At 73.9% G+C, this 24707-nt stretch carries 23 protein-coding genes; 12 read left to right on the top strand and 11 right to left on the bottom strand.

The features are described from left to right. Positions 1–87: 87 nt before the first annotated feature. Together pflB and pflA are read left to right on the top strand one after the other, a co-directional pair. Positions 88–2355 (top strand): formate C-acetyltransferase, encoded by a 2268-nt coding sequence (gene pflB, locus AB0367_RS29940; RefSeq protein WP_366229809.1) that lies wholly within the window; start codon positions 88–90, stop codon positions 2353–2355. Then, positions 2352–3092 carry a pyruvate formate-lyase-activating protein gene (pflA, locus tag AB0367_RS29935; protein WP_366229808.1) on the top strand — a complete coding sequence of 247 codons (741 nt, stop codon included), beginning with the start codon at positions 2352–2354 and terminating at the stop codon, positions 3090–3092. Before pflB ends, pflA begins: the two co-directional genes overlap by 4 nt. Before the next feature lie 80 nt (positions 3093–3172). Here the strand turns inward: pflA and gap are convergent, their stop codons facing one another. From gap to AB0367_RS29915, 4 genes are all read right to left on the bottom strand, one after another. Then, positions 3173–4195, bottom strand: coding sequence for a type I glyceraldehyde-3-phosphate dehydrogenase (gene gap / locus AB0367_RS29930; RefSeq protein WP_366229807.1), 1023 nt, complete (start codon positions 4193–4195; stop codon positions 3173–3175). Positions 4196–4378: 183 nt separating this feature from the next. Beyond that, positions 4379–4672, bottom strand: a complete 294-nt coding sequence (locus tag AB0367_RS29925) for a hypothetical protein (protein ID WP_366229806.1) — start codon at positions 4670–4672, stop codon at positions 4379–4381. Between the two features lie 80 nt (positions 4673–4752). After that, on the bottom strand, positions 4753–5661 hold the full coding sequence (locus AB0367_RS29920; RefSeq protein ID WP_366229805.1) for a universal stress protein: 909 nt from the start codon (positions 5659–5661) through the stop codon (positions 4753–4755). Between the two features lie 106 nt (positions 5662–5767). Beyond that, positions 5768–6037, bottom strand: a complete 270-nt coding sequence (locus tag AB0367_RS29915) for a DUF1876 domain-containing protein (protein ID WP_366229804.1) — start codon at positions 6035–6037, stop codon at positions 5768–5770. Positions 6038–6221: 184 nt separating this feature from the next. On the opposite strand from AB0367_RS29915, the gene AB0367_RS29910 reads away from it, so the two are divergent. The 4 genes from AB0367_RS29910 (at position 6222) to AB0367_RS29895 (ending at position 10105) form a co-directional block, all read left to right on the top strand. After that, positions 6222–6428 carry a DUF1918 domain-containing protein gene (locus AB0367_RS29910; RefSeq protein WP_366229803.1) on the top strand — a complete coding sequence of 69 codons (207 nt, stop codon included), beginning with the start codon at positions 6222–6224 and terminating at the stop codon, positions 6426–6428. A gap of 47 nt (positions 6429–6475) precedes the next feature. Beyond that, positions 6476–8215 carry a DNA polymerase/3'-5' exonuclease PolX gene (gene polX, locus AB0367_RS29905; protein WP_366229802.1) on the top strand — a complete coding sequence of 580 codons (1740 nt, stop codon included), beginning with the start codon at positions 6476–6478 and terminating at the stop codon, positions 8213–8215. 152 nt (positions 8216–8367) lie between these two features. Continuing rightward, positions 8368–9372 (top strand): zinc-binding alcohol dehydrogenase family protein, encoded by a 1005-nt coding sequence (locus tag AB0367_RS29900; protein WP_366229801.1) that lies wholly within the window; start codon positions 8368–8370, stop codon positions 9370–9372. A 352-nt stretch (positions 9373–9724) separates the two neighbouring features. Beyond that, a complete protein-coding gene (locus tag AB0367_RS29895) occupies positions 9725–10105 on the top strand; it encodes a hypothetical protein (RefSeq protein ID WP_366229800.1) in 381 nt (126 codons plus the stop codon). Positions 10106–10207: 102 nt separating this feature from the next. Here AB0367_RS29895 and AB0367_RS29890 read toward each other — a convergent pair whose 3' ends face one another. Then, a complete protein-coding gene (locus AB0367_RS29890) occupies positions 10208–11305 on the bottom strand; it encodes an FAD-dependent monooxygenase (RefSeq protein WP_366229799.1) in 1098 nt (365 codons plus the stop codon). Between the two features lie 117 nt (positions 11306–11422). On the opposite strand from AB0367_RS29890, the gene AB0367_RS29885 reads away from it, so the two are divergent. Beyond that, the gene (locus AB0367_RS29885) at positions 11423–12490 is read left to right on the top strand and encodes a GntR family transcriptional regulator (RefSeq protein WP_366229798.1); all 1068 of its coding nucleotides are present in this window, start codon (positions 11423–11425) and stop codon (positions 12488–12490) included. Between the two features lie 67 nt (positions 12491–12557). Here AB0367_RS29885 and AB0367_RS29880 read toward each other — a convergent pair whose 3' ends face one another. The 4 genes from AB0367_RS29880 to AB0367_RS29865 all read right to left on the bottom strand — a co-directional run bounded on the left by AB0367_RS29880 (position 12558) and on the right by AB0367_RS29865 (position 16713). Beyond that, positions 12558–13298 carry a sigma 54 modulation/S30EA ribosomal C-terminal domain-containing protein gene (locus tag AB0367_RS29880; RefSeq protein WP_366229797.1) on the bottom strand — a complete coding sequence of 247 codons (741 nt, stop codon included), beginning with the start codon at positions 13296–13298 and terminating at the stop codon, positions 12558–12560. Between the two features lie 133 nt (positions 13299–13431). After that, entirely contained in the window at positions 13432–14253 is an 822-nt protein-coding gene (locus tag AB0367_RS29875) for a hypothetical protein (RefSeq protein WP_366229796.1), read from the bottom strand. Positions 14254–14389: 136 nt separating this feature from the next. After that, on the bottom strand, positions 14390–15997 hold the full coding sequence (locus AB0367_RS29870) for a GAF domain-containing protein (RefSeq protein WP_366229861.1): 1608 nt from the start codon (positions 15995–15997) through the stop codon (positions 14390–14392). A gap of 77 nt (positions 15998–16074) precedes the next feature. Beyond that, positions 16075–16713 (bottom strand): response regulator transcription factor, encoded by a 639-nt coding sequence (locus AB0367_RS29865; RefSeq protein ID WP_366229795.1) that lies wholly within the window; start codon positions 16711–16713, stop codon positions 16075–16077. Between the two features lie 606 nt (positions 16714–17319). Here AB0367_RS29865 and AB0367_RS29860 point away from each other — a divergent pair. The 3 genes from AB0367_RS29860 to AB0367_RS29850 are packed head-to-tail and all read left to right on the top strand — an operon-like array spanning position 17320 to position 20494. Next, positions 17320–17781 carry a DUF3040 domain-containing protein gene (locus tag AB0367_RS29860; RefSeq protein ID WP_366229794.1) on the top strand — a complete coding sequence of 154 codons (462 nt, stop codon included), beginning with the start codon at positions 17320–17322 and terminating at the stop codon, positions 17779–17781. After that, positions 17778–18335, top strand: a complete 558-nt coding sequence (locus tag AB0367_RS29855) for an STAS domain-containing protein (RefSeq protein WP_366229793.1) — start codon at positions 17778–17780, stop codon at positions 18333–18335. The genes AB0367_RS29860 and AB0367_RS29855 overlap by 4 nt, the downstream gene beginning before the upstream one ends. Beyond that, positions 18332–20494, top strand: a complete 2163-nt coding sequence (locus AB0367_RS29850; RefSeq protein ID WP_366229792.1) for a hypothetical protein — start codon at positions 18332–18334, stop codon at positions 20492–20494. Before AB0367_RS29855 ends, AB0367_RS29850 begins: the two co-directional genes overlap by 4 nt. A gap of 5 nt (positions 20495–20499) precedes the next feature. Here the strand turns inward: AB0367_RS29850 and AB0367_RS29845 are convergent, their stop codons facing one another. Then, positions 20500–21564, bottom strand: coding sequence for a lysylphosphatidylglycerol synthase domain-containing protein (locus tag AB0367_RS29845; RefSeq protein WP_366229791.1), 1065 nt, complete (start codon positions 21562–21564; stop codon positions 20500–20502). Positions 21565–21624: 60 nt separating this feature from the next. Here AB0367_RS29845 and AB0367_RS29840 point away from each other — a divergent pair, with 60 nt between their 5' ends. Both AB0367_RS29840 and AB0367_RS29835 read left to right on the top strand, forming a co-directional pair. Next, the gene (locus AB0367_RS29840) at positions 21625–22845 is read left to right on the top strand and encodes a glycosyltransferase (RefSeq protein WP_366229790.1); all 1221 of its coding nucleotides are present in this window, start codon (positions 21625–21627) and stop codon (positions 22843–22845) included. Continuing rightward, complete coding sequence (locus AB0367_RS29835) at positions 22842–23699, top strand: class I SAM-dependent methyltransferase (protein ID WP_366229789.1); 858 nt, start codon at positions 22842–22844, stop codon at positions 23697–23699. The genes AB0367_RS29840 and AB0367_RS29835 overlap by 4 nt, the downstream gene beginning before the upstream one ends. Positions 23700–23738: 39 nt before the next feature. Here AB0367_RS29835 and AB0367_RS29830 read toward each other — a convergent pair whose 3' ends face one another. Then, complete coding sequence (locus AB0367_RS29830) at positions 23739–24683, bottom strand: glycosyltransferase family 2 protein (protein ID WP_366229788.1); 945 nt, start codon at positions 24681–24683, stop codon at positions 23739–23741. Positions 24684–24707: the final 24 nt, after the last annotated feature.

Raw genomic sequence — 24707 nt, 5'->3', positions numbered from 1 at the left:
GGCCCCCGCGCCCGGGACTTCGGGCCCTGCCTGAACGGCGCCGCAGCGGCGACGCTGAAGGGGAAGCGAACCGACTCAGGAGGAACGATGACCACCACCAGCGTCCCCGCCGGCACCGGACTCGCCGCCTGGCGCGGCTTCCGCGGCGGACGGTGGCGCGACGAGGTCGACGTCGCCGGCTTCGTACGCGCCAACGTCTCGCCGTACGAGGGCGACGGGGCCTTCCTCGCCGGCCCGACCGAGCGGACCCGGCACATCTGGGGCCTGCTGACCGAGATGTTCCCGGCCGAGCGCGAGCGCGGCATCTACGACGTCGACGCCCGCACGCCGGCCTCGATCACCGCCCACGCGCCCGGCTACATCGACCGCGACCGCGAGCTGATCGTCGGCCTGCAGACCGACGCGCCGCTGCGGCGGGCCATCATGCCCTTCGGCGGACTGCGGATGGTCGAGAACGGGCTGCGCGCCTACGGCTACGAGCTCGACGCGAGCGTCAAGGAGGTCTTCACGCGGTACCGCAAGACCCACAACGCCGCGGTCTTCGACGCCTACACGCCGCAGATCCTGGCGGCGCGCAAGGCCGGCGTCATCACCGGGCTGCCCGACGCGTACGGCCGCGGCCGGATCATCGGCGACTACCGGCGGGTTCCGCTGTACGGCGTGGACTTCCTCATCGAGGCCAAGCGGCGGGACAAGGCGTCGCTGGACGAGCACGCGGCGACCGCCGACGTGGTGCGCGACCGCGAGGAACTCGCCGAGCAGCTGCGCGCCCTCGACGAGCTCAAGGCGATGGCCGCCTCCTACGGGTACGACATCTCCAAGCCGGCGCGGACCGCGCGCGAGGCGGTGCAGTGGCTGTACTTCGCCTACCTCGCCGCCACCAAGGAGCAGAACGGCGCGGCGATGTCGCTCGGGCGCACCTCGACGTTCCTCGACGTGTACCTCGAGCGCGACCTCGCCGACGGCACGCTGAGCGAGACCGAGGCGCAGGAGCTCGTCGACGACTTCGTCATCAAGCTGCGCATCATCCGGTTCCTGCGCACGCCCGAGTACGACGAGCTGTTCTCCGGCGACCCGACCTGGGTCACCGAGTCGATCGGCGGGATGGGCAGTGAGGGCGCTGACGGGCGGACCCTGGTGACCCGGACCTCGTTCCGGTACCTGCAGACGCTGTACAACCTCGGCCCGGCACCCGAGCCGAACCTGACCGTGCTGTGGTCCCCGGCGCTGCCGGAGCCGTTCAAGCGCTTCTGCGCCAAGGTGTCGCTGGACACCAGCGCGATCCAGTACGAGAACGACGACCTGCTGCGCGGCTACTGCGACGACGACACCGCGATCGCCTGCTGCGTCTCGGCGATGCGGACCGGCAAGGACATGCAGTTCTTCGGCGCCCGGGTCAACGTGGCCAAGGCGTTGCTGTACGCCATCAACGGCGGTCGCGACGAGATGACCGGCGCGCAGGTGTCGCCGCGCACCGAGCCGATCCCCGGCGACGTGCTGGACTACGAGCAGGTGATGGCCGCGTTCGACCGCACCCTGGACTGGCTCGCCCGCACCTACGTCGACGCGCTGAACATCATCCACTACATGCACGACAAGTACGCGTACGAGCGGATCGAGATGGCGCTGCACGACTACCCGGTGCGCCGCTTCCTCGCCTGCGGCATCGCCGGGCTCTCGGTGGCCGCCGACAGCCTGTCGGCGATCCGCTACGCCACGGTGCGCCCCGTGCGCGACGAGACCGGGCTCGTCGTCGACTACCGCGTCGAGGGCGAGTACCCCGCGTACGGCAACGGCGACGACCGCGCCGACAGCATCGCGGTGTGGCTCGTCGAGGCGTTCATGGACAAGGTGCGCAGCAACCCCGCATACCGCGAGGCGATCCACACCCAGTCGGTGCTCACCATCACCTCGAACGTGGTGTACGGCAAGCACACCGGCAACACGCCCGACGGCCGCCGCGCCGGCGAGCCGTTCGCGCCGGGCGCCAACCCGATGAACGGCCGCGACGTGCACGGCATGGTCGCCTCGGCGCTGTCGGTGGCGAAGCTGCCCTACGCCGCCGCGCGCGACGGCATCTCACTCACCAGCACCGTCACGCCCGACGGCCTGGGCCGCGCCGACGAGGAGCGGATCGGCAACCTGGCCGGGATCCTCGACGCCTACACCTCGTCCGGCGGCTTCCACCTCAACGTCAACGTGCTCGACCGGGCGAGGTTGGTGGACGCGATGGCGCATCCGGAGCGCTACCCGCAGCTGACCATCCGCGTCTCCGGCTACGCGGTCAACTTCGTCAAGCTCACCCCGGAGCAGCAGCGCGACGTCATCAACCGCACCTTCCACGGCGCGCGATGAACAATCTCGAGGTGCCCGGGCGGCTGCACTCGTGGGACGTCTCCACGGGCGTGGACGGCCCGGGCACCCGCTTCGTCGCGTTCCTGAGCGGCTGCCCGCTGCGCTGCCTGTACTGCCAGAACCCGGACACCTGGCGGATGCGCGACGGCACCGCGACCACGGCCGGCGCGGTGCTGGACACGGCTCGGGGCTTCGCGGCCTTCGCCCGTAGCACCGGCGGGGGGATGACGGTCAGCGGCGGCGAGCCGCTGCTGCAACCGGCGTTCACCCGCGCGCTGTTCGCCGGCGCGAAGGAGCTCGGCCTGCACACCGCGCTGGACACCTCGGGCGCGCTGGGCGCCCGGGCCGGCGAGGACCTGCTCGACCTGACCGACCTCGTGCTGCTGGACATCAAGTCCTGGGACCCGGCCCACTACCGCCGGCTCACCGGCGGCGAGGTCCGGCCCACCCTGGAATTCGCCCGCCGGCTGGCCGCCCGCGGCACGCCCGTGTGGGTCCGCTACGTCCTCGTCCCCGGTGTCACCGACGACCCGGGCGACGTCGACGGGGTCGCCGGGTTCGCCGCCGGCCTCGGCAACGTGGAGCGCGTCGACGTGCTGCCGTTCCACCGGCTCGGCGCGGCCAAGTACGACCGGCTCGGCATCCGGTTCCCGCTGCGCGACACGGCGCCGCCGGACCCGGACCTGGTCGAGCGGGTCCGCGGCCGGTTCCGCGACGCCGGGCTGGTGGCCTACTGACACCCGGCCCCGACGACGGCAATGACAAACAGCGACGGTCCGCACCCCAGGGTGCGGACCGTCGCTCGTCCCGGCGCCGGCTACCGGTCCGCGGCGGAGAAGACCAGTGCGAGGTCGACGAGCCGGTTGGTGTAACCCCACTCGTTGTCGTACCAGCCGAAGACCTTCACCAGGTGGCCGTCGGCGGCGGTGAGGCCGGCGTCGAAGACGCACGAGGCCGGGTCGCCGATGCTGTCGCGGGACACCAGCGGCGCCTCGCTGTAGCGCAGGATCCCCGCGAGCGGCCCGGCCGCGGCAGCGGCGAACGCCGCGTTGACCTGCTCGACGGTCGCTGCCTGGGACAGCCGCACGGTCAGGTCGGTCATCGAGCCGTTCTCGACCGGCACCCGCAGCGCGACGCCGCCGAGCCGGCCGGCCAGTTGCGGCAGCACCAGGCCGATCGCCTTGGCCGCCCCGGTGCTGGTGGGGATGATGTTCGTGGCGGCGGTGCGGGCCCGGCGCAGGTCCTTGTGCGGCGCGTCGAGCACGACCTGGTCGTTGGTGTAGGCGTGCACGGTGGTCAGGTAGCCCTGTTCGATGCCGAACGCGTTGTGCAGCACCTGGGCCATCGGGGCGGCGCAGTTGGTGGTGCACGACGCCGCGGAGACGACCTCGTGCGCCTGCGGATCGTACGACTGGCCGTTGACGCCGAGCACGAGCGTCGCGTCGACGTCCTTGCCTGGCGCTGAGATGAGCACCCTCCGGGCGCCGGACTTGAGGTGCACCACCGCGTCGTCGCGGCTGCGGAACCGCCCGGTCGACTCGATGACGAGGTCGACGTCGAGGTCGGCCCACGGCAGGACGGCCGGGTCGCGCTGGCGCAGCACCTCGATGAACTGGCCGCCGACGGTCATACCGCCGCCGGACGGTTCGACGTCCACCGTCGCGCGCAGCCGGCCGAACGTGGAATCGTGCTGCAGCAGGTGCGCGAGTGCGCCCGTGTCGAACAGGTCGTTGATCGCGACGACGGTGATCGCCCGGCCGAGCAGGTCCCGTTCGACGAGACACCGGATGAAGTCCCGGCCGATCCGGCCGAACCCGTTGATGGCGATGCGGTACGTCATGGTTTTCCTCCTCCGGCCCCGCGGGGCATGCCGACCCCACACTCCCCACCTTGGACCGGCTCGCTCGCGCGCACACGGGCCGAACGTCACCCGCGGACCGGGCCGAGGTCACCCCCGTCGGGTGACGGGCGCGCACCCCGCCGCTTCGTGATGGACGGACCGGGTCCCGGGACGTCCGGAGGGTCACTGGCGCATCCGCGGCACGTCGAGCGGCCGTTCGGCGTCCTCCCGCTGCGCCATCGCGGCCACCCGGGCGCGGTACTCCGCCCGGCCGAGCCGGCCCGCCAGCAGCGCCCGCGTGGCACGGCGCTCGGCCAGGTAGCGCCGATGCGCGGCCGTGGCCAGCAGCCACACGGCGAACCGCGGGTAGGACCGGCCGCCGGCCGATCCTCGCCGCCGGATCGCCACGGTGTGCAGGACGATCAGCGTGACGCACGTGCTCACCAAGAGCGCGACGACGACAATGGCTACGGCCATCGGACTTCACCCCTCCCGGCATCCCTCCCCACCGGATACGGCCTTCTCACCACGCTAGGCGGTCAGCGCCGCCGGCCGCCTCACGTGGTAGTCATGGCGGGGGTGACGACCGGCTCGGCGTGAGCCCGGCTCGGGCCGTGGGCGATGAGGACGGGACAGGCGGCGACCCGCAGGACCCGGTCCGTCACCGAAGGGTTCGGCGGCTGGACGCGGTCGGCCGGGCAGCGGGTACCGAGGACCAGCAGGCTCGCCCACTGCGACACCACGGCGAGCGCGTGCACCGGGTCGCCCGGCTCGCTGCGCACCTCGACATCGAGCAGCGGGTACTTGGCGCACCAGGGCGCGGCGGCATCCCGCAGCGCCTCCCGGACGAGGGTGTCGTCGGCGCTGAGGTCGGCGCCGCGCACCGATCCCGGGTGCCACAGTCGCGGGTGCGGCCACGCCTGCACGATGACGAGCCGGCTGCAGCGGACGGACGACTCCTCGAAGGCGAGGCGCAGGGCGCGCCGGGCCGAGTCGGAGCCGTCGAAGCCGACGACGACCGGCCCGCAGTGGGGCAGCGCCGCGTCGGCGCCGGCCCATCGGCGGGCGTCGTGCACGATCAGCACCGGGGCGTCCGCCCGGGTGCCGAGCGCCTGGCTGACGGAGCCAAGTGGCTTGTCGCCGTCTCCGCCGGTGCCGCGGCCACCGACCACGAGGAGGCGGGCCTCGGCGGCGAGTTCGCGCAGGACCGCCACGGGGGAGCCGTAGCGGGTCTGGGCCTCGGCCGCCACGCCGACCCGCCATCGCCGGGCCTCGTCGGCCGCGTCCGCCGCGATGTCCGGCCGCACCGGTGAGGCCGGCCCAGTCGTACCGTCCCCTGGCAGCACGGCCACGGCCCGGAGCATCCGGGTCCACCGGCAGGCCTCGTCGGCGCCCCAGCGCAGCGCGCCGATGCTGTGTGCCGATCCGTCGACGCCGACGACGATCGGCCCGAATTCGTAAGCCATCGCCAAACCTCCGTCCCGCGCGGCGCGGCGGACGGCGCCGCGCCGCCGACTCGCTGGCACCGGCTGCGATCCACACGGCCTGTGCCCGATCTTTACGCGCCGACCTTCACGTGCCGAGGCGCACAGGGTGCCCGACGACGGCCCGAAGGTCGGCGGCGGTGGTCACCAGCAGCTGATGGCCCAGATCCGACAGCGCCCGCGCCGCGGCGAGCTCGTCGCCGATCGCCGGGACGTCGGTGTCGGCCGGATTCAGCCGCGCGTCCCCGACGCCGGTGAGCCGAGCGGTCTCGCCGCTGTGCAGGCGCGCCTCCGCGTGCGTACGTCCGCCGCGCTCGTCGATGCGCACGTCGACCGTCCAGCGTTTCACGGTGGCCATGACGTGATCGTCTCCTCCCGTGCCGAACGGGTACTCCACTGCCAATGCTCCCTCGCGCCGACGCCCCGGTCGCAGGGCCGAAAGTCCCGGCGTCTCCCGGCATCCACGGCGGCATAGGACGCGACGGCCGGGGAATCGTTGCCACCGGTACCACGACCGGGTACGACGGCGAAGGGGACGGCCGATGAGAGCGCACGTAGGCGATCGCATCATCGAAGAGGGCAAGCGCGTCGGTGACCACCGGCGCATCGGCGTCATCACCGGGGTCAGAAGGGACGACGGCACTCCGCCATACGTCGTGCGCTGGCTGGACACCCAGCACGAGGCGCTGGTGTTCCCCGGCTCCGACTGCAGGATCGAGGCGGCGCGCGCGGGGGACCCCGCCAGCTGAGCGGCCGGGCCTGGCGACCGCGAATTCGGGCTGCCTACGCTGGGCTGATGGCGCGGACGAACGACACCGTCGCGGCGCTGCTGCAGGAGTACGCCGATCTGATCGCGGTGACCGGCGGGGACGAGGCGTTCAAGGCTCGGGTGTACGAGAAGGCGGCCCGGGCCGTCGCCGGGCACCCGGCCGACATCGCCAGCCTGGACGCCGACGGGCTGCGGCGGATTCCCAACGTCGGCGCGTCGATCGCCTGCAAGGTCGTCGAGTATCTGCGCACCGGCCACATCGCCGCGGTGGACGCGCTGCGGATGAAGGTGCCGTCCGGCGTGCTGGAACTGACCCGGATCCCGACCCTCGGGCCGAAACGTGCCGTGCGGCTGCACGAGGAGCTGGGCGTCGCCTCCATCGACGGGCTGCGCGACGCGATCCTCGCCGGCCGGCTCAGCGGCCGCCCGGGTTTCGGGGCGAGGGCGGCCGAGAACATCCTGCACGGCATCGACGTGCTGGAGCGCAGCCACGGCCGCACCCTCATCTCGGCGGCGACGGACGCCGCGGAGCAGATCGTCGCCGCGCTGTGCGCCGTGCCGGGGTGCCTGCGCTGCACCTGGGCCGGCTCGCTGCGCCGGTTCCGCGAGAGCATCGGCGACGTCGACGTCCTCGCCGCGGCGATGGAGCCGGGCGCGCTGATGGACGCCTTCACGCGGCTGCCGGAGGTCGTCGACGTGCTGGCCCGCGGACCGACGAAGTCCTCGGTCCGGCTCCGCGGCGACCTGCAGGTGGACCTGCGGGTGGTCGACGCCGTGGCCTGGGGCGCGGCGCTGCAGTACTTCACCGGGGCCAAGGCCCACAACGTGCGCCTCCGCGAGCTCGCCGCCCGCGCCGGGTTCAAGCTCTCCGAGTACGGGCTGTTCCGCATCGTGGACGGCTGCCTCGTCGCGGCGCGTTCCGAGGAGGAGGTGTACGCGCGGCTCGGCCTGCAGTGGATCCCGCCCCCGCTGCGGGAGGACCGGGGCGAGCTCGCCGCGGCCCGGGAGGGCACGCTGCCGGATCTGGTGACCGGCACCGACATCCGCGGCGACCTGCACACGCACACCGACCTCACCGACGGTGTCGCGCCGCTCGCCGAGATGGTCGCCGCGGCCCGGGAACGGGGCTACGAGTACTACGCGGTCACCGACCACGCGAAGAACATGCCCATGCAGCGCATGACCGACGAGAAGATGCTCGCCCAGCGCGAACGGCTGCGCGAGCTGGCCTCGCCGGACGGTCCGGTGCTGCTGCACGGCACGGAGCTCAACATCGGCCCGGACGGCGAACTGGACTGGGACGACGCGTTCCTCAGCGGGTTCGACCTGTGCGTGGCCTCGGTGCACTCGCACTTCACGCAGCCGGCTGCTGAGCTCACCCGGCGGCTCGTGCGCGCCTGCGAGAACCCGTTCGTCACGATCCTCGGCCACCCGACGACCCGCCTGATCGGGAAGCGGCCGCCGCTGGACGCCGACTACGACGCGGTGTTCGCCGCCGCGGCCCGCACCGGCACGGTGCTGGAGATCAACGCCTTCCCCGACCGGCTGGACCTGCCCGACGAGCTCATCCTGCGCGCCCGGCGCCTCGGCGCCAAGTTCGCCGTCGACACCGACGCACACGCACCGGTACACCTGGATCACCTGCGCTACGGCATCGGCACCGCCCAGCGCGGCTGGCTCACCGCCGCCGACGTCGTCAACACCTGGCCGATCGGTCGCCTGCGCGCCTTCTTCGCCGCGAAACGGGCGGTCGCGGGCCGGCGGTGACCCCCGCGGGGAGGTCGTGCCGATCTTGCAGTTGTGGTGCCGTGACACGCCCTGAATGCCCGGTTTGTCAGGCACCACAAGTGCAAGATCAACGCACGGCGGGTCGGGCGCGGGAGGCGGGGAGAGGGAGGGGGAGGGGACGGATGGAGACGATGAGCGCGTGGCGGGTTGAGCGGCCCGGTCCGATCGCGACCCGTCCGCTGCGCCGCGTGACGCTGCCGATCCCGGAGCCGGCCGACGACGAGGTACTCATCCGGGTGCGCGCGTGCGCGGTCTGCCGCACCGATCTCCACCTGGCCGAGGGCGACCTGCCGCCGCACCGGCCGGGCACCGTTCCCGGCCACGAGGTGGTCGGCACGGTGGAGCGGCTGGGCGCGGGCGTGTCCGATCCGGTGGTGGGTGACCGGGTCGGGGTGGCCTGGCTGCGCCGGACGTGCGGCACCTGCCGGTACTGCCGTCGGGGCGCGGAGAACCTGTGCCCCGGCTCGCGGTACACCGGGTGGGACGCCGACGGCGGATACGCCGAGTTCTGCGTCGCCCCCGCCGCCTACGTGTACCGGCTGCCGGACGGATACGCCGACGACGAGGTCGCGCCGCTGCTGTGCGCCGGGATCATCGGCTACCGGGCGCTGCGCCGCTGCGAGCTGCCGCCGGGCGGGCGGCTGGGCGTCTACGGGTTCGGCGGGTCGGGGCATCTCGCCGCGCAGGTCGCGATCGCCGAGGGCGCCACCGTGCATGTGGTCACGCGATCGCGGGCCGCCCGGGAGCTGGCGCTGTCCCTCGGCGCCGCGTCGGCCTCGGCCGACGGCCCGCCGCCCGAGCCGCTCGACGCCGCGATCCTGTTCGCCCCGGTCGGCACGCTGGTGCCCCCGGCGCTGGCCGCGCTGGACCGGGGCGGCACGCTGGCGATCGCCGGGATCCACCTGACCGACATCCCGCCGCTGCACTACGCCGAGCACCTCTTCCAGGAGCGGCGGCTGTGCAGCGTGACGGCGAACACCCGCGAGGACGGCCGCCAGTTCCTCGACCTCGCGCGGCGGCACCGGTTGCGGGTGAGCGTCACCGGATATCCCCTGGCCGAGGCGGACACGGCCCTGGCTGACCTGGCGGCGGAGCGGTTCCGCGGCGCGGCCGTGCTGCACAGCACGACGGCCTAAACTCGTCGCGCTCCGGCGCTATCCGCTCAAGCGTCGGGCCCAACTACAGCTACGTGATCACGATATACAGCTGTTCCGCGTACAACGGCTTTGCGGAGGCGAGACGGCAGGTATACCCGGCGACAACACAGCCGCCCATCGACACGGCGGCGGTTGCCGACGAGGCGACCAAGAAGACCAGCCGGGCAGTCTCGGTCGCGGTCCTGCCGACGCTGCAGTTCTGACCCGACATGGTGCGAGCAGCCGGCCTCCGGCGGTAGAGCCCTATAGGTGGCGGCGGCGCTTGCGTGCGTCGCCACCTATAGGCAGCCGAATGTGGAGAGCCACCCCCGCCGCGACATAGTCTTCAGCAGTGGACACACCGGCCCTCACACCCCGCGTGCTTGTGATCGGACTCGATCCGTATCGGGTGCCCGGGCCTTGGGACCCCAAGCCGGTAGCAGACGGCATCGAAGCCGGACGGACCCGCTTCGCCGAACACGGCGTGGCGGCTGAGTTCTGTTTGTTCGGTCTCGACGGCAGTGACGACATAGAGGCAGTCGTCACCGCCGCCCTTCGCGCGCAGCCTTGGGAATGCGTCGTCATCGGTGGCGGCGTGCGCAATCAGCTGGATCTGCTCGAACGCGTGGTCAACCTAGTGCGTCGGCATGCTCCCGACGCGGCGATTGCATTCAACGCCACCCCCGAGGACACCTTCGAGGCGGCCACCCGCTGGGTGGAGATTCCCGGATGATTGCCCATTCCGCCGAGTGGGTGGCCGATAGCGCCGCCAAGCGTGATCGGCATGGCAGCGACCCTACGACCCGTCAGGGGCGACCGGGGGGTGGCAGCGGCGTCAGAGCGTGATGGCCCACTTCGCCCGTTCGATGGACTCCTCGGCCGCCGGCGCGCCCAGGTTCTCGGTGGCGAGTGCCTGGTTCAGCTCGGCGAACGGGCGCATCCGGGCCTCGTAGCGGCCCAGCGCCGCTCGGGGATCGCCGCCGGAGCGGGCCAGCTCATCGGCGACGACGTACGCGCCGACGAGCGCGAGGCTGGTGCCCTGCCCCGACATCGGCGACGCGCAGTAGGCGGCGTCGCCGACGAGCGTGATCCGGCCGTTCGACCATGAGTCCAACCGGACCTGGGCCATCGCGTCGAAGTAGAAGTCGGGCGCGTGCCACATCGCCTTGAGCAGCCGGGGCATCTCCCAGCCCAGCGACGCGGCACGCTCGGCGACGAGCTGCCGCTGAGCGTCGAGGTCGCGGTGGTCGTAGTCGATCGGATCGGCGAAGAAACCGACGTTGACCCGCAACTCGGTGTTGTCGCGGGCCGGGTAGATCCCGGCGCCGGCCGTGTCGTCGCGTAGCCAGATCTGCCAGTTGTCCAGGCCGAGCATGTTGTCGGTGGTGTACACGGCCAGGTACATGCCGAGGTGGTGCACGTGCCGCGACTGTGGGTCGAACGCCAGCCGCCGCACCTTCGAGTGCAGCCCGTCGGCGCCGACGACGAGGTCGAACCGGCGCGGCCCGCCCCGCTCGAACGTCACGTCGACGCCGTCGTCGTCCTGGCTCAGGGCCGCGATCGAGTCCCCGAAGACGTACTCCACGCCGGTGGTCCGCTCGGTGAGCAGGCCGGTCAGGTCCTCGCGCAGGATCTCCAGGTCGTCGCTGTCGAGGCGGCCGCTGCTGGGCGCGTGCTCGGTCGAGCGGAACAGCTCGTTGCCGTCGGCGTCGAGCATCGACGAGCCCCGCATCCGAGTGCGCACCGCGCGCAGCGGCTCTAGCAGGCCCATGCGTTCGACGACGCCGAGCGCGACGCCGCGCACGTCGATCGCCTGCCCGCCGGTGCGCGGCGCCGGTGCGCGCTCGACGACGGTGACCTCGGCGCAGTGGCCGTGCAGCCAGTAGGCGAGGGCGGGCCCGGCCACACTCGAGCCGGAGATGAGCACCTTCATGATTTCCCCCTTTGCTCGTACGCTGTACGCAAGCTGAATGTACGGCGTACGAACTGGACAAACAAGCATGTATGTGTACTATGACAGGCGTTGCTGTACTAGGACAGGGGTCGACCAATGACCGAGCCGCCGTACCTGCGCATCGTCACGGAGCTGCGCGGGCGGATCGCCGATGGGCGGCTCGCGCCGGGCGACCGGGTGCCGTCGACGCGGCAGCTGGCGAGGCAGTGGGGCGTGGCCCTGGCCACCGCGACGAAGGCCCTGACCGTGCTGAAGCAGGAGGGATGGGTGACCGCCCGGCCACGGGCGGGGACCGTGGTCGCGGCGAACCTGCCTGGGGTACCCGTCAGCGGCCTACCGGCGGGTGAAGCCGCGCGCGTGACCGGCAGCGCCGAGGTAAGCCCAGCGAATGAGCCGGCCGGGGGTGGCACGCGCCGAGCCTTCCACGGCGAGCGGGGGCCGAACCGGGAGTCGACCCCCACGCCGACCCGGGAGCCCAATCGGGAACTGAACCGGGATCAGGTCGTCCGGGCCGCGATCGAGATCGCCGACGCGGAAGGGCTCGACGCGCTGTCGATGCGCGGCGTCGCGGCGCGGCTCGGAGTGTCGACGATGTCGACGTACCGGCACGTCGTGAGCAAGGACCAGCTCGTCGTCCTGATGGCGGACGCCACGTTCGGCGAACTGGGTTACGCGCCGCCCCACCCGGCTGGCTGGCGGCCGCTGCTGGAGCGGGTAGCGCGCACCATGTGGGCGCTGTACCGCCGGCATCCATGGCTCGCCCAGGTGACTCCACTGACGAGGCCGCTTCCCTTGCCGAACCTGCTGCTGCACGGCGAGCAGATGATGGCCGCGCTCGACGGCCACGGGTTCGACGCGACCGTCCGGCTGGATCTGCAGGTGATGCTGTACAGCCACGTGCAGGGCCTGGCGGTACAGCTCGAGGGCGAGGTGCAGGCACAGGCGCGCAGCGGGCTGACTGAGGACGAGTGGATGGAGGTGCATGGCCCGGCCCTCGGCGAGATCGCCGCCTCCGGCCGCTACCCCGGCTTCACCGCGTTGATGTCGGGGTTCGCCGAGACCGGCGGTTACGACCTCGACCTGGACAAGATTTTCGAGCTGGGGCTACGCACGATGCTCGACGGCCTGGCGCTCCAGCTGGACCGGCCCGCTACACCGGCCTAGTCCTAGCGGTCGCCGGCACCGCTGCGGCACCGAGCTGGGGATCGCCGAGTCCGCCCGGGCGCGGCGCCTACTCGACCGGGGTGACCAGGCCGGCGCCGCCGTCGTAGCGGCGGTACAGCAGGTTGCCGCGGCCGGTACGCGCCTCGGTGAAGAACAGGAACGGCAGCCAGCCCTCCGTCAGGTGGGCGACGGCCTCGTCCGGGGTCAGCACGGGCGTGCGGCGTGGGTTGACGGTCGGCACCGGGGTGCCGTGCACGGCCGGCGGGTGCATGCTGCGCTGCCGGGACAGCTGCAGCCCGGTCGGCCCGGCGCGGTGGACGACCGCCTCCTCGCCGGTCTCGGCGTCGGTGAACAGGTACACGTCGTAGTCCATCGCGGCGAGGTACGCCCCGGCCTGGCAGCTGTCGCGCCGGTGCAGCCGCACCGCCTTGTGCCGGGTGACCCGCGCCTGGCCGGGCACGGCGAGTGCGCGGCGTTCGGGGTCGGGCCACGGCCACGGCTCCCAGGCCGTGCTCAGCCGGCGGATCTGGCGTTCCAGCCGCACCGTGCCGGCGGCGAGCGCCGTCGCGGGGAAGAACCCGGGCACCTGGATGCGCGCGGGCGCGCCGAACACCCGCAGATTGACCTGGACGATCATCGGGCCGCCCGAGCACGCCGCCGCCGTCAGCCGGACGCGGACGCCGCCGGTCAGGTCGTGACGGGCCGCCACCGCGGTGAACATCGCCCGGGCCGTCTCGAGCTCCTCGGGCTGCACCGGGCCACGGTGCAGAACCTCGACGGCGCTGGCCGCGGTACGCGTGTCCGACATGGCGATTCCCCCTCTTGCGGTGTGCGGACCGTACCACTGTGCAACCGCGGTGGACCGGCGGGCCAGTGCCGAAAGTCCCGTTTCGGGGGCCATGACACCTGTGATACCGGCGACACCGGTGCGGTATCCGGTGTCAGGACGCGCTGTGGGCGACCACCTCGATCACCTCGGCGGCGGGGCGCAGCGGCGGCTTCGGCACGGCGCCGATCCGGCCGGCCACGCCGAAGCGGACCAGGGCGGCCGGGCAGCCGGCGCCGGGCGGCAGGCTTCGCCGCAGCCACGGCGGGACGGCCGCCGGTGGGCAGGCCTCCGCCGAGGTCGCCAGCCCCTCGGCGGTGGCGTTGAGGATCACCGCCGAGAGCGCCTCGCCGGCGACCAGCCAGTCGTGGGGCCGGTCACCGGCCGTGGTGATGACGGCGCGCCGGGCGTGCGGGGCCGTCACGTCGGCCGCCTCCGGGCCGCCGAGCAGGTGCAGGTGGGCGCCGGCATCCTCGGCGACGGCCCGCAGCAGGCGTACCGTCGCGTCGGGGACCGGCTCGTCGGCGATGCCGCGCTGGTCGGTGCGGCGCACCGCGATGGCGCGACGCAGTCGTTCCGCGCGCGGCTCCCGGGCGACCGGACCGGTGTACCGCAGGACCGCCACCGGGCCCGGGATGCGCGGCTGCGCGCAGCGGTTGACCTCGACCCCGATGCCGTCGGCGGCGAGCACGACGAGCGCGTGGTGCAGGGCCGCGCCGCAGCTGATGGTCACCTGTCGCTCGTCCGGGTCCTCCGGCAGCCGGCGGCGATGGTCCGCGGTGAGCTCCGCGCGCTCGCCGTCGATGTGCCAGCGCCACGGCTGGGTGTTGTGGAACGACGGCGCTTCCATGGCAGTCAGGGCCGCCCGCGTCAGAGCCCGGGAGACCTCGCCGAGCCGCACTGCCGCCCCGGTGTCGGTGTAGTGGATCGCAACCATGGCGTGCTCCTCGGCAGACGGGATGGCTGACTCCCACTACCGTGCCGCGTCCGCCGGGCCCCGTTCAGGGGCGAAGGTCCCGCGTTGGGCCCGCAACCGCTGGTTTGTCGCAACCGCGACGCGCGCACCGCCGGCCTCAGAGCGGCACGCGCCAGGCGACCCGGGTGCCGCCGCCGGCGGCCGGCCCGACGGTGCAGTCGCCGCCCAGATCGGCGGCGCGGGCGCGCATGTTCGGCAGGCCGTTGCCGGTCGCCGGATCCGCGTCGTGGCTCTTGGCCGGGCCGCGGCCGTCGTCCTCGACGACGAGGTCGAGCCCCCCGCCGCCGGCCGTGATCGTCACGCGGGCCGCGGCGGCGTGGGCGTGCTTGGCGACGTTGCTCAACGACTCCCGCAGCACCGCCATCAGGGCCGTGCGGGCGGAGTCGGGCACCGCCGTGTCGATCGGCCCGTCGATGTGCAGGACGGGGCGGAAGCCCAGCGCCGGCGCGGCCTCCTCGAGCAGGTCGCGGATCTCCTTGCGCAGGCTGTGCTGGGCCGCGCCGCGCAGCTCGAAGATGGCGCCGCGGATGTCCCGGATCGTCGTGTCGAGGTCATCGGTCACGCGGCCGATGCGCTCGCGCACGTCGTCCTGGCCGGTTCGGTACGCGGCGGCCTGCAGCTGCATGCCGGCGGCGAAGAGCCGCTGGATGACCACGTCGTGCAGGTCGCGGGCGATGCGCTCGCGGTCGCCGACCACGGCGAGCATCTCGCGCTCGTCCTGGGCCCGGGCCCGTTCCAGGGCCAGGGCGGCCTGCCCGGCGAAGGTCTCGACCATGGCGAGTTCCATGCCCTCCGTGATCGGGGTGCCGTCCTTTCCGAACGCGACCACCAGCGCGCCGAGGGCCACGCCGCCGACCGCGAGTGGCACGAGCAGGGCGGTGCCCGTGGGCAGCAGGATCGGCCAGTTCGCGGCGGTGCCGAGGTCGGTGATGACGGCGACGTGGCGGTGCTGGAGGACCTCCGCGAACTCGCTGCCGGCGACCGGGATCGACCAGCCTGCGGCGCCCTCCGGCCCGCCGGAGGCGACCTCGACGGTGAGCCGTTCGCCGTCGTCCCCCGCGAGCAGGACCATGGCCAGCTCGGCCCCGGCGACCTCGCGGGCCCGGTCCGCCACGAGCGCGAGGGCCTCGGTGCGGCGGACCTCGCCCAGCAGCACCGCGGTGATCTCGGCCGCGGCGACCAGCCAGCGCTGCCGTCGTTCGGCCTGCGCGTAGAGGCGGGCGTTGTCGATCGCCGCGCCGGCCGCCACCGACAGCGCCGCCACGAGGTCCTCGTCGTCCTGCGTGAACTGCTCGCCGCCGCGCTTCTCCGCGAGGTACAGATTCCCGAACACCTGGTCCCGGATGCGCACCGGAACCCCGAGGAAGCTGTGCATCGGCGGGTGGTTGGGCGGGAATCCGTAGGCGCGCGGGTGCTTGGTGATGTCCTCCAGCCGGATCGGGCGGGGCTCGTCGATGAGCAGGCCGAGCACGCCGTGGCCGCGGGGCAGGTCACCGATCGAGGAGCGTTGCTCGGCGGTGACGCCGTGGTTGATGAACTCGACCAGCATCCGGTCCGTGCCGATGACGCCCAGCGCACCGTACCGCGCGTCGGCGAGCCGGCAGGCGGCCTCGACGATGCGCTCCAGGGTGCTGCGCAGATCGAGGTCGGAGCCGATGCCCACGACCGCGTCGAGCAGGGCCCGCAGCCGCTCCCGGCTGGTCATCACCTCGCCGACGCGGGCGAGCAGCTCTTGCAGCAGGGCGTCGAGGTGGACCCGGGACAGTTCCGGCAGCGGCAGCGTCACGGCTTCTTTTGTAACAGCCGCGACGCCAGCACCGCCGCCTGCGTGCGTCGTTCCAGGCCCAGCTTGGCCAGGAGGCTGGAGACGTAGTTCTTGACGGTCTTCTCGGCCAGGAACATCCGCTCGGCGATCTCCCGGTTGGTCAGCCCCTCCGCCACCAACAGGAGGATCTTGCGCTCCTGGTCGGTGAGGTCCTTGAACTCGTCCGGCTGCTCCGGGCCGCGCCGGATGCGCTCGAGCACCCGGGCGGTGACGGCGGGGTCGAGCAGCGACTGCCCGGCCGCGACCCGGCGCACGGCGTCGACCAGGTCGGTGCCGTGGATCTGCTTGAGCACATACCCCGACGCGCCCGCCATGATCGCCGCGAACAGCGCCTCGTCGTCGTCGTAGGACGTGAGGATGAGCGCGTTGATCGACGGGTCGACCGACCGGACTTCGCGGCACACGTCGATGCCGCTGCCGTCGGGCAGCCGGCCGTCGAGGACGGCGACGTGCGGCCGCAACGCCGGAATGCGGTGCGCGGCCTCGACCGCCGAGCCGGACTCGCCGACGACCTCGATGTCCCCCTCACGCTCGAGCATCTCGCGCAGGCCGAAGCGGACCACCTCGTGGTCGTCGAGCAGAAACACCCGGATCATGTACTCCTTCTTACCCGTCCATCGTCGCGTCCCGCCAGGCCTAAGGTCCCGATTTCATCGCTTCCCGCCACGTGGACTCCCCGGGCGCCGGGCCGGGCGCGCCGGCGCCCAGGCCGGCGGACGGGCTCCCAGCAGCGAAGACGCGCCGGGACGGGCCCGGCGGCCGCGGTGTCGCGTGATCGGGCGCCGAGGTGTGCGGGCCGGCCGGGCGGCTGCCGTGCTGCGGAGGACAGTGGATCCGGTGGATACCACTTGCCGCCGTGGCCGGCCCGGTCCGAAGCCCACCACGATTCCCGGCCGGCGTGGAACAGGCGCGCCGTGCCGTCGTGTCGGACGCCCGTCGCCCGGCGGTCAGGCTGCGCCGCGTGCGCCGATCGGCGCCGGATGCTGCCCGGTCCGCCGATCACTTCCGGGTTCGTACGGGTGGACGATCCGGCTCTGACCGTCCGTACGTCCGGCCGGGTGACGGTTCACCTACGCTCCGGCGTGGCTACGGCGGGTGGATCCCACGCTGTTGCGGCTTTGTCATATCGTCTCAGTAGGTTCGTCGTACTTCGCGCCAACAATGTCCCATTGTCCCGATGGCGGTGGCGAACGGATGACGGCGTGCTCAGCGACGATGAACGATGGCGTCTGGGGCAGTTGGAGCGGCAGCTAGCCGATGAGGATCCGGCGCTCGCGCGGGCCCTGTCCCGCCACGAGCCGGTGCGCCGGTGGCAGGTCCGCCTGGTGACATGGGCGATGGTGGCCGGCGGGTTCGGGGTCCCGGTGAGCATCATGGTCGGCGACCCGGTGCTGCTGGTCGTGACGCTGCTGGCGTTCGGGGTCTGCTGCGCGTTGATGATGTCCGACGGCCCCGACCGGCCCGCACTCCCGCGGTGCCCGGATCGGCCGCCGGGCTCGCCGAGGATCGGTCGGTGCCTGACCGTGCGGCCTCGCCGCCGTCCGCTGCGGGCACCGGGTGCCACCGGCGCCCGCCGGTCGGCCGCTGCGGGCACCGACCGATCCTCTCGGCGGCGCGCCTGGGCCCGCCGGGCCGCGTTGTGGACGTCGGGGTGGTCCGGGTGAGCGGCCAGGAGCCGTCGGACGGGCCCGTGGCCGAGCGGCAGGTCCGGCCGGTGGCGCCCCGCCTGCGGGTGCACCGCGAGGAGCACGAGGAGTTCGTAGTCCTGCGCCTGGTCGGGCAGTTCGTGGCGCTGACCGCGCTGACCGTGCAGGTGAACCTGGCGCGGTCGCTGGCCGCCCGGCCGCCGAGAATCGTGCTGGAGACCCATGGCGTGCGGGTGATGGACGCCGTCGCCGCCACCATGATCCACGCGGCCGCGCAGGTGGCCGGCGAGCGCGCCGGATACGTGCGCGTCGTCGCGCCGTCGGCGGCGGCGGTCGCGGCCCTGCGGGCACTGCCGCCGGGGTCGGTGAGCGTGCACGTCAGCGTCGCCGACGCCCTGCTCGGCGTCTCGGCAACGCCCGCCGCGGACGCGCAGGAGCGCGGTGCGCCGCCGCGGACCCGCGGTGGCGCGACGAGCACGAGGGCGAGGAGCGGCGATGCACGCGCAACGGTGCGACGAACACGGACCGGCGCGTTGAGCACGGACGGCGAGGAACACGGAGCGACACGATGAGCGCGGGTGGCGTGACCGCGGTGGACGAGGCCGGCAGCCGGACGGTCGTGTCCCACCGGACGCTGGTGGGCGTCTTCCGGCACACGCCCGCCCTGGGCGCGCAGCGGTGGCTGCGGGCGATGCGCGCGCCGAGCGAACGGGCCGGCCGGCTGCTGCTGATGCTCTCGGTCCTGCCGGTGCTGGCGCTGACCGGCTGGCTGCTGGTGGCGGTACCGCTGGCGGCGCTCGGTGGGTTCCACCGCTGGACGGTGCTGCCCGCGGCGGTGCCGGCGATGCTGCTGCTGGTGCGGTGGGCGCTGCCGAGCCTGGCCGCCGTGCGGGTGCGTCCGGCGCCGTGGTGGGCGGTGATCGGCACGCTGGTGGTGGCGGTCGCGTTCGCGGCGCTGGCGATCGCGACGCACAGTCAGCAGGCGGTACTGCACCGGGACGCCGGCACGTACGCGCAGGTCGGGCTGTGGCTGAGCGGAAATCCGGGGCTGACGACGCCGGTGCCGGTGGAGGCGTTCGGCGCCGCCGCCGACTCGGTCACCTACGCCCACCCCGGGTTCTTCGTCCAGGACGGGCTGATCGTGCCGCAGTTCATGACCGGCTGGCCGACGCTGCTGGCGGCCGGCTACTGGTTCGGCGGCTGGACCGGCATGTTCGCGCTGCCCGGGCTGATCGGCGGCCTGGCCGTGCTGGCGGTGGCCGGGCTGGCGGCGCGGCTGTGCGGGCCGCGATGGGCGCTGCTGGCGGCGGCGCTGCTGGCGCTGGCGTGGCCGATGCTGCGGGTGAGCCAGACGACGTACTCGGAGCCGCTGGCGTGCCTGATGCTCGCCGGCGGGCTCAGCCTGCTCGCCGACGGCTGGTCGCTCGGCGCCGGTGCCCACGCCACCGGGCCGGGATCCGCGCGGCGGCGCGGGGCCGGGGTGCTGCTCGGCCTGGCCGGGCTGGTGCTGTCCAGCGGGGAACTGGTCCGGCTGGACATGGCGGTGGACTTCGCGCTGGTGCTGCCCGCGCTGGGCTGGTGGTGGCTGCGCCGCCGGCCAGGCGTCGGGCCGTTCCTGCTCGGCACGTCGGTGGGCGGCGGGCTGGGGTTCCTGCTCTGCCGGTACGTGACGCTGCCGTACGTGATGCTCAACTGGTCCTCCGTCCGGCTCATGATCGTCCTGCTGGTGGCCATGGCCGCCGGGACGGTGGGCGGGGCGCTGCTGCTGCGGCGCCGGAGCTTCCCGATGGACCCGAACCGGCGCCGCATGCTCGCCACCGCGGCGGTGGCGGCGGTGATCGTCGGGGGCGCGCTGCTGGCCGCGCGGCCGCTGCTGTACGTCGATCACTCGATCACCGCACCGTCGACGATCGAGTACGTCGCGTCGCAGCAGGAGCGGTACGGGCTGCCGCTCGACGGGACCCGCGGCTACACCGAGCAGAGCCTGTCCTGGGTGTCGTGGTACCTCGGCTGGCCGGCACTCGTGCTGGCCTGGGCCGGGGTGATGGTCGCGGCGGCGGGTGTCGCGCGCGGCCGGGACTGGCGCCTGCTGCCGGTGCTGCTGGTGTACGCCGGGTCGGGCGTGGCGACGCTGCTGCGTCCGGCGATCACCCCGGATCATCCGTGGGCGGACCGGCGGCTGGTGGTCGAGGTCATCCCGGCGGTCGTCGTGTTCGCCACATTCGCCGTCGCTCGCGGCGTGCGGAGCTGGCGGCTCGGCGCTGCGCCCGGGGCCCGACCGGCGGTGCCCTGGCCGAAGCGGGCCGTGCTGCCCGCGGTGCTGGTGGCGGCGCTGGCACCCGGCGCGGTGGTCACCGCACGGCTCGCGCCGCTGCGGACCGAGCTGGGTGAGCCCGAGGCGGCGGCTGCGGTCTGCGCTGCGCTGCGCCCCACGGACTCGGTGATCGTCATGGATACGCAGTGGTCGCCGACCATCCGCAACCAGTGCGGCGTGCCGGTGGCGGCGCTGGAGGCCCCGACCGTCGATCGGATGCGCGCCACGGTGGCGGCGGTGCGGGCGACCGGCCGGGACCCGGTGCTGCTGTCCTCCTCGACGCTGCCGCTGCTGCCGTACGGGCTGCCGCTGGAGAAGGTGGTGTACCTGGACGAGGAGGAGGACCAGAACCAGCTGGATCGGCGCCCGACCAGCACCCAGACGCGGCGCCTGGAGTGCTGGCTGGTGCGGCCGTGATCGCGTCAGCCGGTGGCGTCGGGGAAAGGTCTGGGGTCGTCGAGGGGCCGGTCACGGCGGCGCCGGGCCGCCGTGGCGGCGCCGCCGGCCAGCACGAGGTCGGCGACGGTCATGACGGCCCGGGACAGCAGGGCCACCGCGGCCGCCTCGCCGGTGTCGAGCTGGGTGGCCAGCAGCGCGATGAGGACCACGTCCCGAGCACCCGCCCCGGCCGGCGCCACGACCAGCAGGAAGCCCAGGCACCAGGCGAGCGCGAACCCGCCGACCGACACGGCGACGGCCGGCCCCGGGTGCCGGGTCAGCGGTACGACCAGCAGCCAGATGTGCACGCCGAACAGCAGCCACGACACGACCGCCCATCCCGTGGCGGCCAGCACGGCCCGCCCGGGCAGCGGCCGGTCCGGCGGCGGCCGCCGGGTCACCCGCAGCGCGACGGCAAGGGCGGCCCGCAGGCAGGCGGGGTGCAGCATGAGGGCGACGACCGGCACCGCGGCGAGCAGCCACAGGTATCGCCGGTCGGCACCGGCCAGCGCCGCGGGCAGCGTCGCGGCCGCGGTCAGCAGCCCGGCGCCCAGCGAGACGACCATGGTCAGCAGCGCGGCGGTGCCGGTGCGGTGCCGGGGCACCCGGTGGGCGCGGGCGAGCTCCATCTGCGCCAGGATCGGCCACACCGATCCGGGCACGTACTTGCCGAGCTGCCCGACGAAGAAGACCTTGGCCGCAGCGACCGGTGGCAGGGCGCTCCCCAGTCCGGCCAGGACGACCCGCCACACCTGCATCGTGGCCAGCAGCCCGGCCACCGTGGCGAACCCACCGCCGAGGACCGCGCCGGCGCCGATGTCCCGGGCCGCCGCGGCGACGGCGTGACGGTGCGGCGCGAGGGCGAGGCCGCCGCCGACCACGGCCGCGGCCAGGAAGGCCCATCTCGTCCACCGGCTGCCCGCGACGGCCTTGGCCAGCCGTACGACCGCCTTGGCCAGCCGCATCGGCACCCGATCCCGCGACGGACGGTTGGCGGCCACCGGCTGCCCGGCCGCAGCCGGCACGGGTGTCGGCGACGGGCGGGGCATCGGCCGAGCCTATCCGTACGCGAAGTCGACCAGCGTGGAGGGACGGATACGGTGGGCGGTATGCGCGTCGTGTTCTTCGGCACCTACGACACCGCCACGCACCCCCGGGTGCTGGTGCTGGCGCAGGGGTTGCGGGCGCAGGGCGCCACGGTGCTGGAGTGCAACGCACCGCTGGGCATCGGCACCGCCGCACGCGTGGCGGCCGTACGCCGGCCGTGGCGGGCGGTGCCGCTGGTGGCGCGCATCGCCCGGCGCTGGTGGAGCCTCGCCCGGGCCGCCCGTGCCGTGCGCCCGCGGCGCGGCGGGACCCCGGTGGACGCGGTCGTCGTGGGCTACCTGGGCCTGTTCGACGTACACCTGGCCCGCCTGCTGTTCGGCCGTACCCCGGTCGTGCTGGACCACATGGCCGGCGCCGCGGACATCGCGGCCGACCGGCGCCTCGGCGGCCGGCTGCGGCACCGGCTGCTGGGCGCCATCGACCGCGCCGCGCTCGCCCGCGCCGACGTGGTCGTCGTCGACACCGACGAGCAGCGCGACACCCTGCCGCGGCACGTGCGGGAGCGGGCGGTGGTGTGCCCGGTCGGCGCGCCCGACGCGTGGTTCGACGCGGGAGCGGGCACGCCGCCCGCGCCGCCGGGCCCGCTGACGGTGGTGTTCTTCGGCCTCTACACGCCCCTGCAGGGCGCGCCGGCGATCGGCGCGGCCGCGCGGCTGCTCGCCGACCGGCCGGTGCGCTTCACGATGATCGGCCACGGCCAGGACGAGGACGCGACCCGGCGCGCCGCCGGTGACGTGCCGGTGCGGTGGGTGCCGTGGGCCGACGCCGCCGAGCTGCCGGCGCTCGTCGCCGGCCACGACGTGTGCCTGGGCATCTTCGGCGACGGCGCGAAGGCCCGGCGGGTCGTGCCCAACAAGGTCTTCCAGGGCGCCGCGGCCGGCTGCGCGATCGTCACCGCCGACACCGCGCCGCAGCGGCGGGCGCTCGGCGACGCCGCGCTGTTCGTGCCGCCCGGAGACCCTGCCGCCCTCGCGGCGGCGCTGGACCGCCTCGCCGCCGACCGCGCGGAGCTGGACCGCCTGCGCGGCGCCGCCCGGGAGCTGGCCGAGCGCGACTTCACCGCGGCCCGGGCCGCGCTGCCGCTGTGGCGGCGACTCGCGCAGAGCCGTCGCGGCGCCGGTGCCGCGGCTGCGGCGGCCGGCGTGGCGGGACGGCCGGGGGAGCCTGGTCCGGGCCGATCAGGCCGAAGCCTCGCCGAGCCGGACCGGGCGGAGCGGCGGTGACCGGCGAGCCGAGCGCGGCCGGGCCGGGCGTGCCTGGTCCGGGTCGATCACCGCGAAGCCCCATCGAGCCAGACTGGGCGAAGGGGCTGGACCGGCTGGCCCCGTTGTCGCTCAACGCGTGGCTGCGCTTCGACGTCGTGTCGCGGCTGTTTCCCACCGGCGTACGTGACGTGCTGGAGATCGGCTGCGGCCAGGGCGGCTTCGGCGCCCGGCTCGCCCAGCGCTACGACTACGTCGGGATCGAACCCGACCCGGCGTCGTTCGCCGTGGCCGAGCGGCGCCTGCGCCTCGCCGGCGCGGGCGGGACCGCCAAGGTCGCCAACATCCGCCTGGAACAGCTGCCCGCGGCCCGCTTCGACGTCGTCTGCGCGTTCGAGGTGCTCGAGCACCTCGACGACGACGCCGCCGCGCTGGCCGCCTGGGCCGCCCGGCTGCGCCCCGGCGGCTGGCTGCTGCTGTCGGTGCCCGCCTACCAGCATCGCTACGGTCCCGCCGACGAGCTCGTCGGGCACTTCCGCCGCTACGACCCGGCGGCGCTGCACGCGCTGCTGACCGGCGCCGGCCTGACCGACGTGCGCCTGCGCCACTACGGCATGCCGCTGGGGTATCTGCTCGAGGCCGCCCGCAACCGGCTGGCGCGCCGGCGGCTGCGCTCCGTCGCCGGCGCGACCGCGCCGCAGCGCAGTGCGGCCTCGGGCCGGCTGTTGCAGCCCTCCGCGCCGCTGCGCGGACTCCTGCACCGGTGGGGCACCGCGCCGTTCCGGTGGACGCAGCGGGCCGCGCCGAACACCGGGCCGGGCCTCATCGCCCTGGCCCGGCTCGCTCCGGACCCTTCGCCCGGTCCGGCTCGATGAGGCTCACGCACTGACCGACCCGGATCAGGCCCGGCCGCCTCACCGGTCGGGGCGGGAGCGCACGATGAGATCGGCGAGCAGTGCCATCGAGGCGATGATCAGCCCGGTCAGGAACAGCATCACCGTGTTGTTGGCCAGCCGCACCGGGTGCGCCACCACGTCGAACACGCTCTTTCCCACGCCAGCCCCGAGCAGCAGCAGCGCCAGGGGCATCAGCGCCTTGAGCGGGTTGAAGTACATCACCATCCGCAGCACCTGCAGCAGGTACCGGTAGGCGTCGCTGACGAACCGGAACTTCGACCGGCCGGCCCGCTTGGCGTAGTCGATCGGTACGTAGGCGATGGCGTGCTGGTTGGACAGGAAGGCCAGGGTGATCGTGGTGACGCAGGAGAAGCCGGGCGGCAGCAGCCGCAGGTAGGGGGCCGCGACGCCGCGCCGGAACGCGCGCAGGCCCGAGTTGAGGTCCGGGATGCGCTGGCCGACGAGCCACTCGGCGATCTTGCGGATCGTCCACTTCGCCGGGATTCGCAGCAGCCGGTGGCTGCCCTGCTCCGACGTGCGGGCACCGACCACCTGGTCGATGCCCGGGTCGTCGCGTAGCCGCTGCACCAGCTCCGGGATGCGCTCGTTCGGGTACGTCATGTCCGCGTCGGTCCACACCACGATCTCGCCGCGGGCCATCCGCGAGCCGAGCCGCCGCACGGTGCCGGCGCCGCCGTTGCGTTCCAGCGCGACCACCTGGACCTGCGGCAGCGACAGCTGGGCCCGGTGCAGCACGTCCAGCGTGGCGTCGGTGGACGCGTCGTCGATCGCGAGCACCTCGTACCGATAGCCGGCCAGGTCCATCGCCGCGCAGATCCGGTCCAGCTCGGCCCGGACGTGCGCGGCCTCGTTGAAGCACGGCAGCACGATCGTCACGTCCAGCGGCGCCGGCTGCTCGCCGGGCCGCGTGGTGTCGTCGCGCGGCACGGTCTCGGTGTCCATGGCGTACCTCTGGGGGTGAGTTGG

Source organism: Dactylosporangium sp. NPDC051484, from assembly GCF_040689395.1.
Taxonomy (GTDB): domain Bacteria; phylum Actinomycetota; class Actinomycetes; order Mycobacteriales; family Micromonosporaceae; genus Dactylosporangium.
The sequence above is the reverse complement of the archived record's forward strand: the minus strand, read 5'-3'. Positions and strand labels throughout refer to the sequence as shown.

What these genes read in the sequence shown, in the direction of transcription:
- pflB (WP_366229809.1), top strand. Translation starts at nt 88, where the DNA reads ATGACCACCACCAGCGTCCCCGCCGGCACCGGACTCGCCGCCTGGCGC.
- pflA (WP_366229808.1), top strand. Translation starts at nt 2,352, where the DNA reads ATGAACAATCTCGAGGTGCCCGGGCGGCTGCACTCGTGGGACGTCTCC.
- gap (WP_366229807.1), bottom strand. Translation starts at nt 4,195, where the DNA reads ATGACGTACCGCATCGCCATCAACGGGTTCGGCCGGATCGGCCGGGAC.
- AB0367_RS29925 (WP_366229806.1), bottom strand. Translation starts at nt 4,672, where the DNA reads ATGGCCGTAGCCATTGTCGTCGTCGCGCTCTTGGTGAGCACGTGCGTC.
- AB0367_RS29920 (WP_366229805.1), bottom strand. Translation starts at nt 5,661, where the DNA reads ATGGCTTACGAATTCGGGCCGATCGTCGTCGGCGTCGACGGATCGGCA.
- AB0367_RS29915 (WP_366229804.1), bottom strand. Translation starts at nt 6,037, where the DNA reads ATGGCCACCGTGAAACGCTGGACGGTCGACGTGCGCATCGACGAGCGC.
- AB0367_RS29910 (WP_366229803.1), top strand. Translation starts at nt 6,222, where the DNA reads ATGAGAGCGCACGTAGGCGATCGCATCATCGAAGAGGGCAAGCGCGTC.
- polX (WP_366229802.1), top strand. Translation starts at nt 6,476, where the DNA reads ATGGCGCGGACGAACGACACCGTCGCGGCGCTGCTGCAGGAGTACGCC.
- AB0367_RS29900 (WP_366229801.1), top strand. Translation starts at nt 8,368, where the DNA reads ATGAGCGCGTGGCGGGTTGAGCGGCCCGGTCCGATCGCGACCCGTCCG.
- AB0367_RS29890 (WP_366229799.1), bottom strand. Translation starts at nt 11,305, where the DNA reads ATGAAGGTGCTCATCTCCGGCTCGAGTGTGGCCGGGCCCGCCCTCGCC.
- AB0367_RS29885 (WP_366229798.1), top strand. Translation starts at nt 11,423, where the DNA reads ATGACCGAGCCGCCGTACCTGCGCATCGTCACGGAGCTGCGCGGGCGG.
- AB0367_RS29880 (WP_366229797.1), bottom strand. Translation starts at nt 13,298, where the DNA reads ATGTCGGACACGCGTACCGCGGCCAGCGCCGTCGAGGTTCTGCACCGT.
- AB0367_RS29875 (WP_366229796.1), bottom strand. Translation starts at nt 14,253, where the DNA reads ATGGTTGCGATCCACTACACCGACACCGGGGCGGCAGTGCGGCTCGGC.
- AB0367_RS29870 (WP_366229861.1), bottom strand. Translation starts at nt 15,997, where the DNA reads ATGACCAGCCGGGAGCGGCTGCGGGCCCTGCTCGACGCGGTCGTGGGC.
- AB0367_RS29865 (WP_366229795.1), bottom strand. Translation starts at nt 16,713, where the DNA reads ATGATCCGGGTGTTTCTGCTCGACGACCACGAGGTGGTCCGCTTCGGC.
- AB0367_RS29850 (WP_366229792.1), top strand. Translation starts at nt 18,332, where the DNA reads ATGAGCGCGGGTGGCGTGACCGCGGTGGACGAGGCCGGCAGCCGGACG.
- AB0367_RS29845 (WP_366229791.1), bottom strand. Translation starts at nt 21,564, where the DNA reads ATGCCCCGCCCGTCGCCGACACCCGTGCCGGCTGCGGCCGGGCAGCCG.
- AB0367_RS29840 (WP_366229790.1), top strand. Translation starts at nt 21,625, where the DNA reads ATGCGCGTCGTGTTCTTCGGCACCTACGACACCGCCACGCACCCCCGG.
- AB0367_RS29830 (WP_366229788.1), bottom strand. Translation starts at nt 24,683, where the DNA reads ATGGACACCGAGACCGTGCCGCGCGACGACACCACGCGGCCCGGCGAG.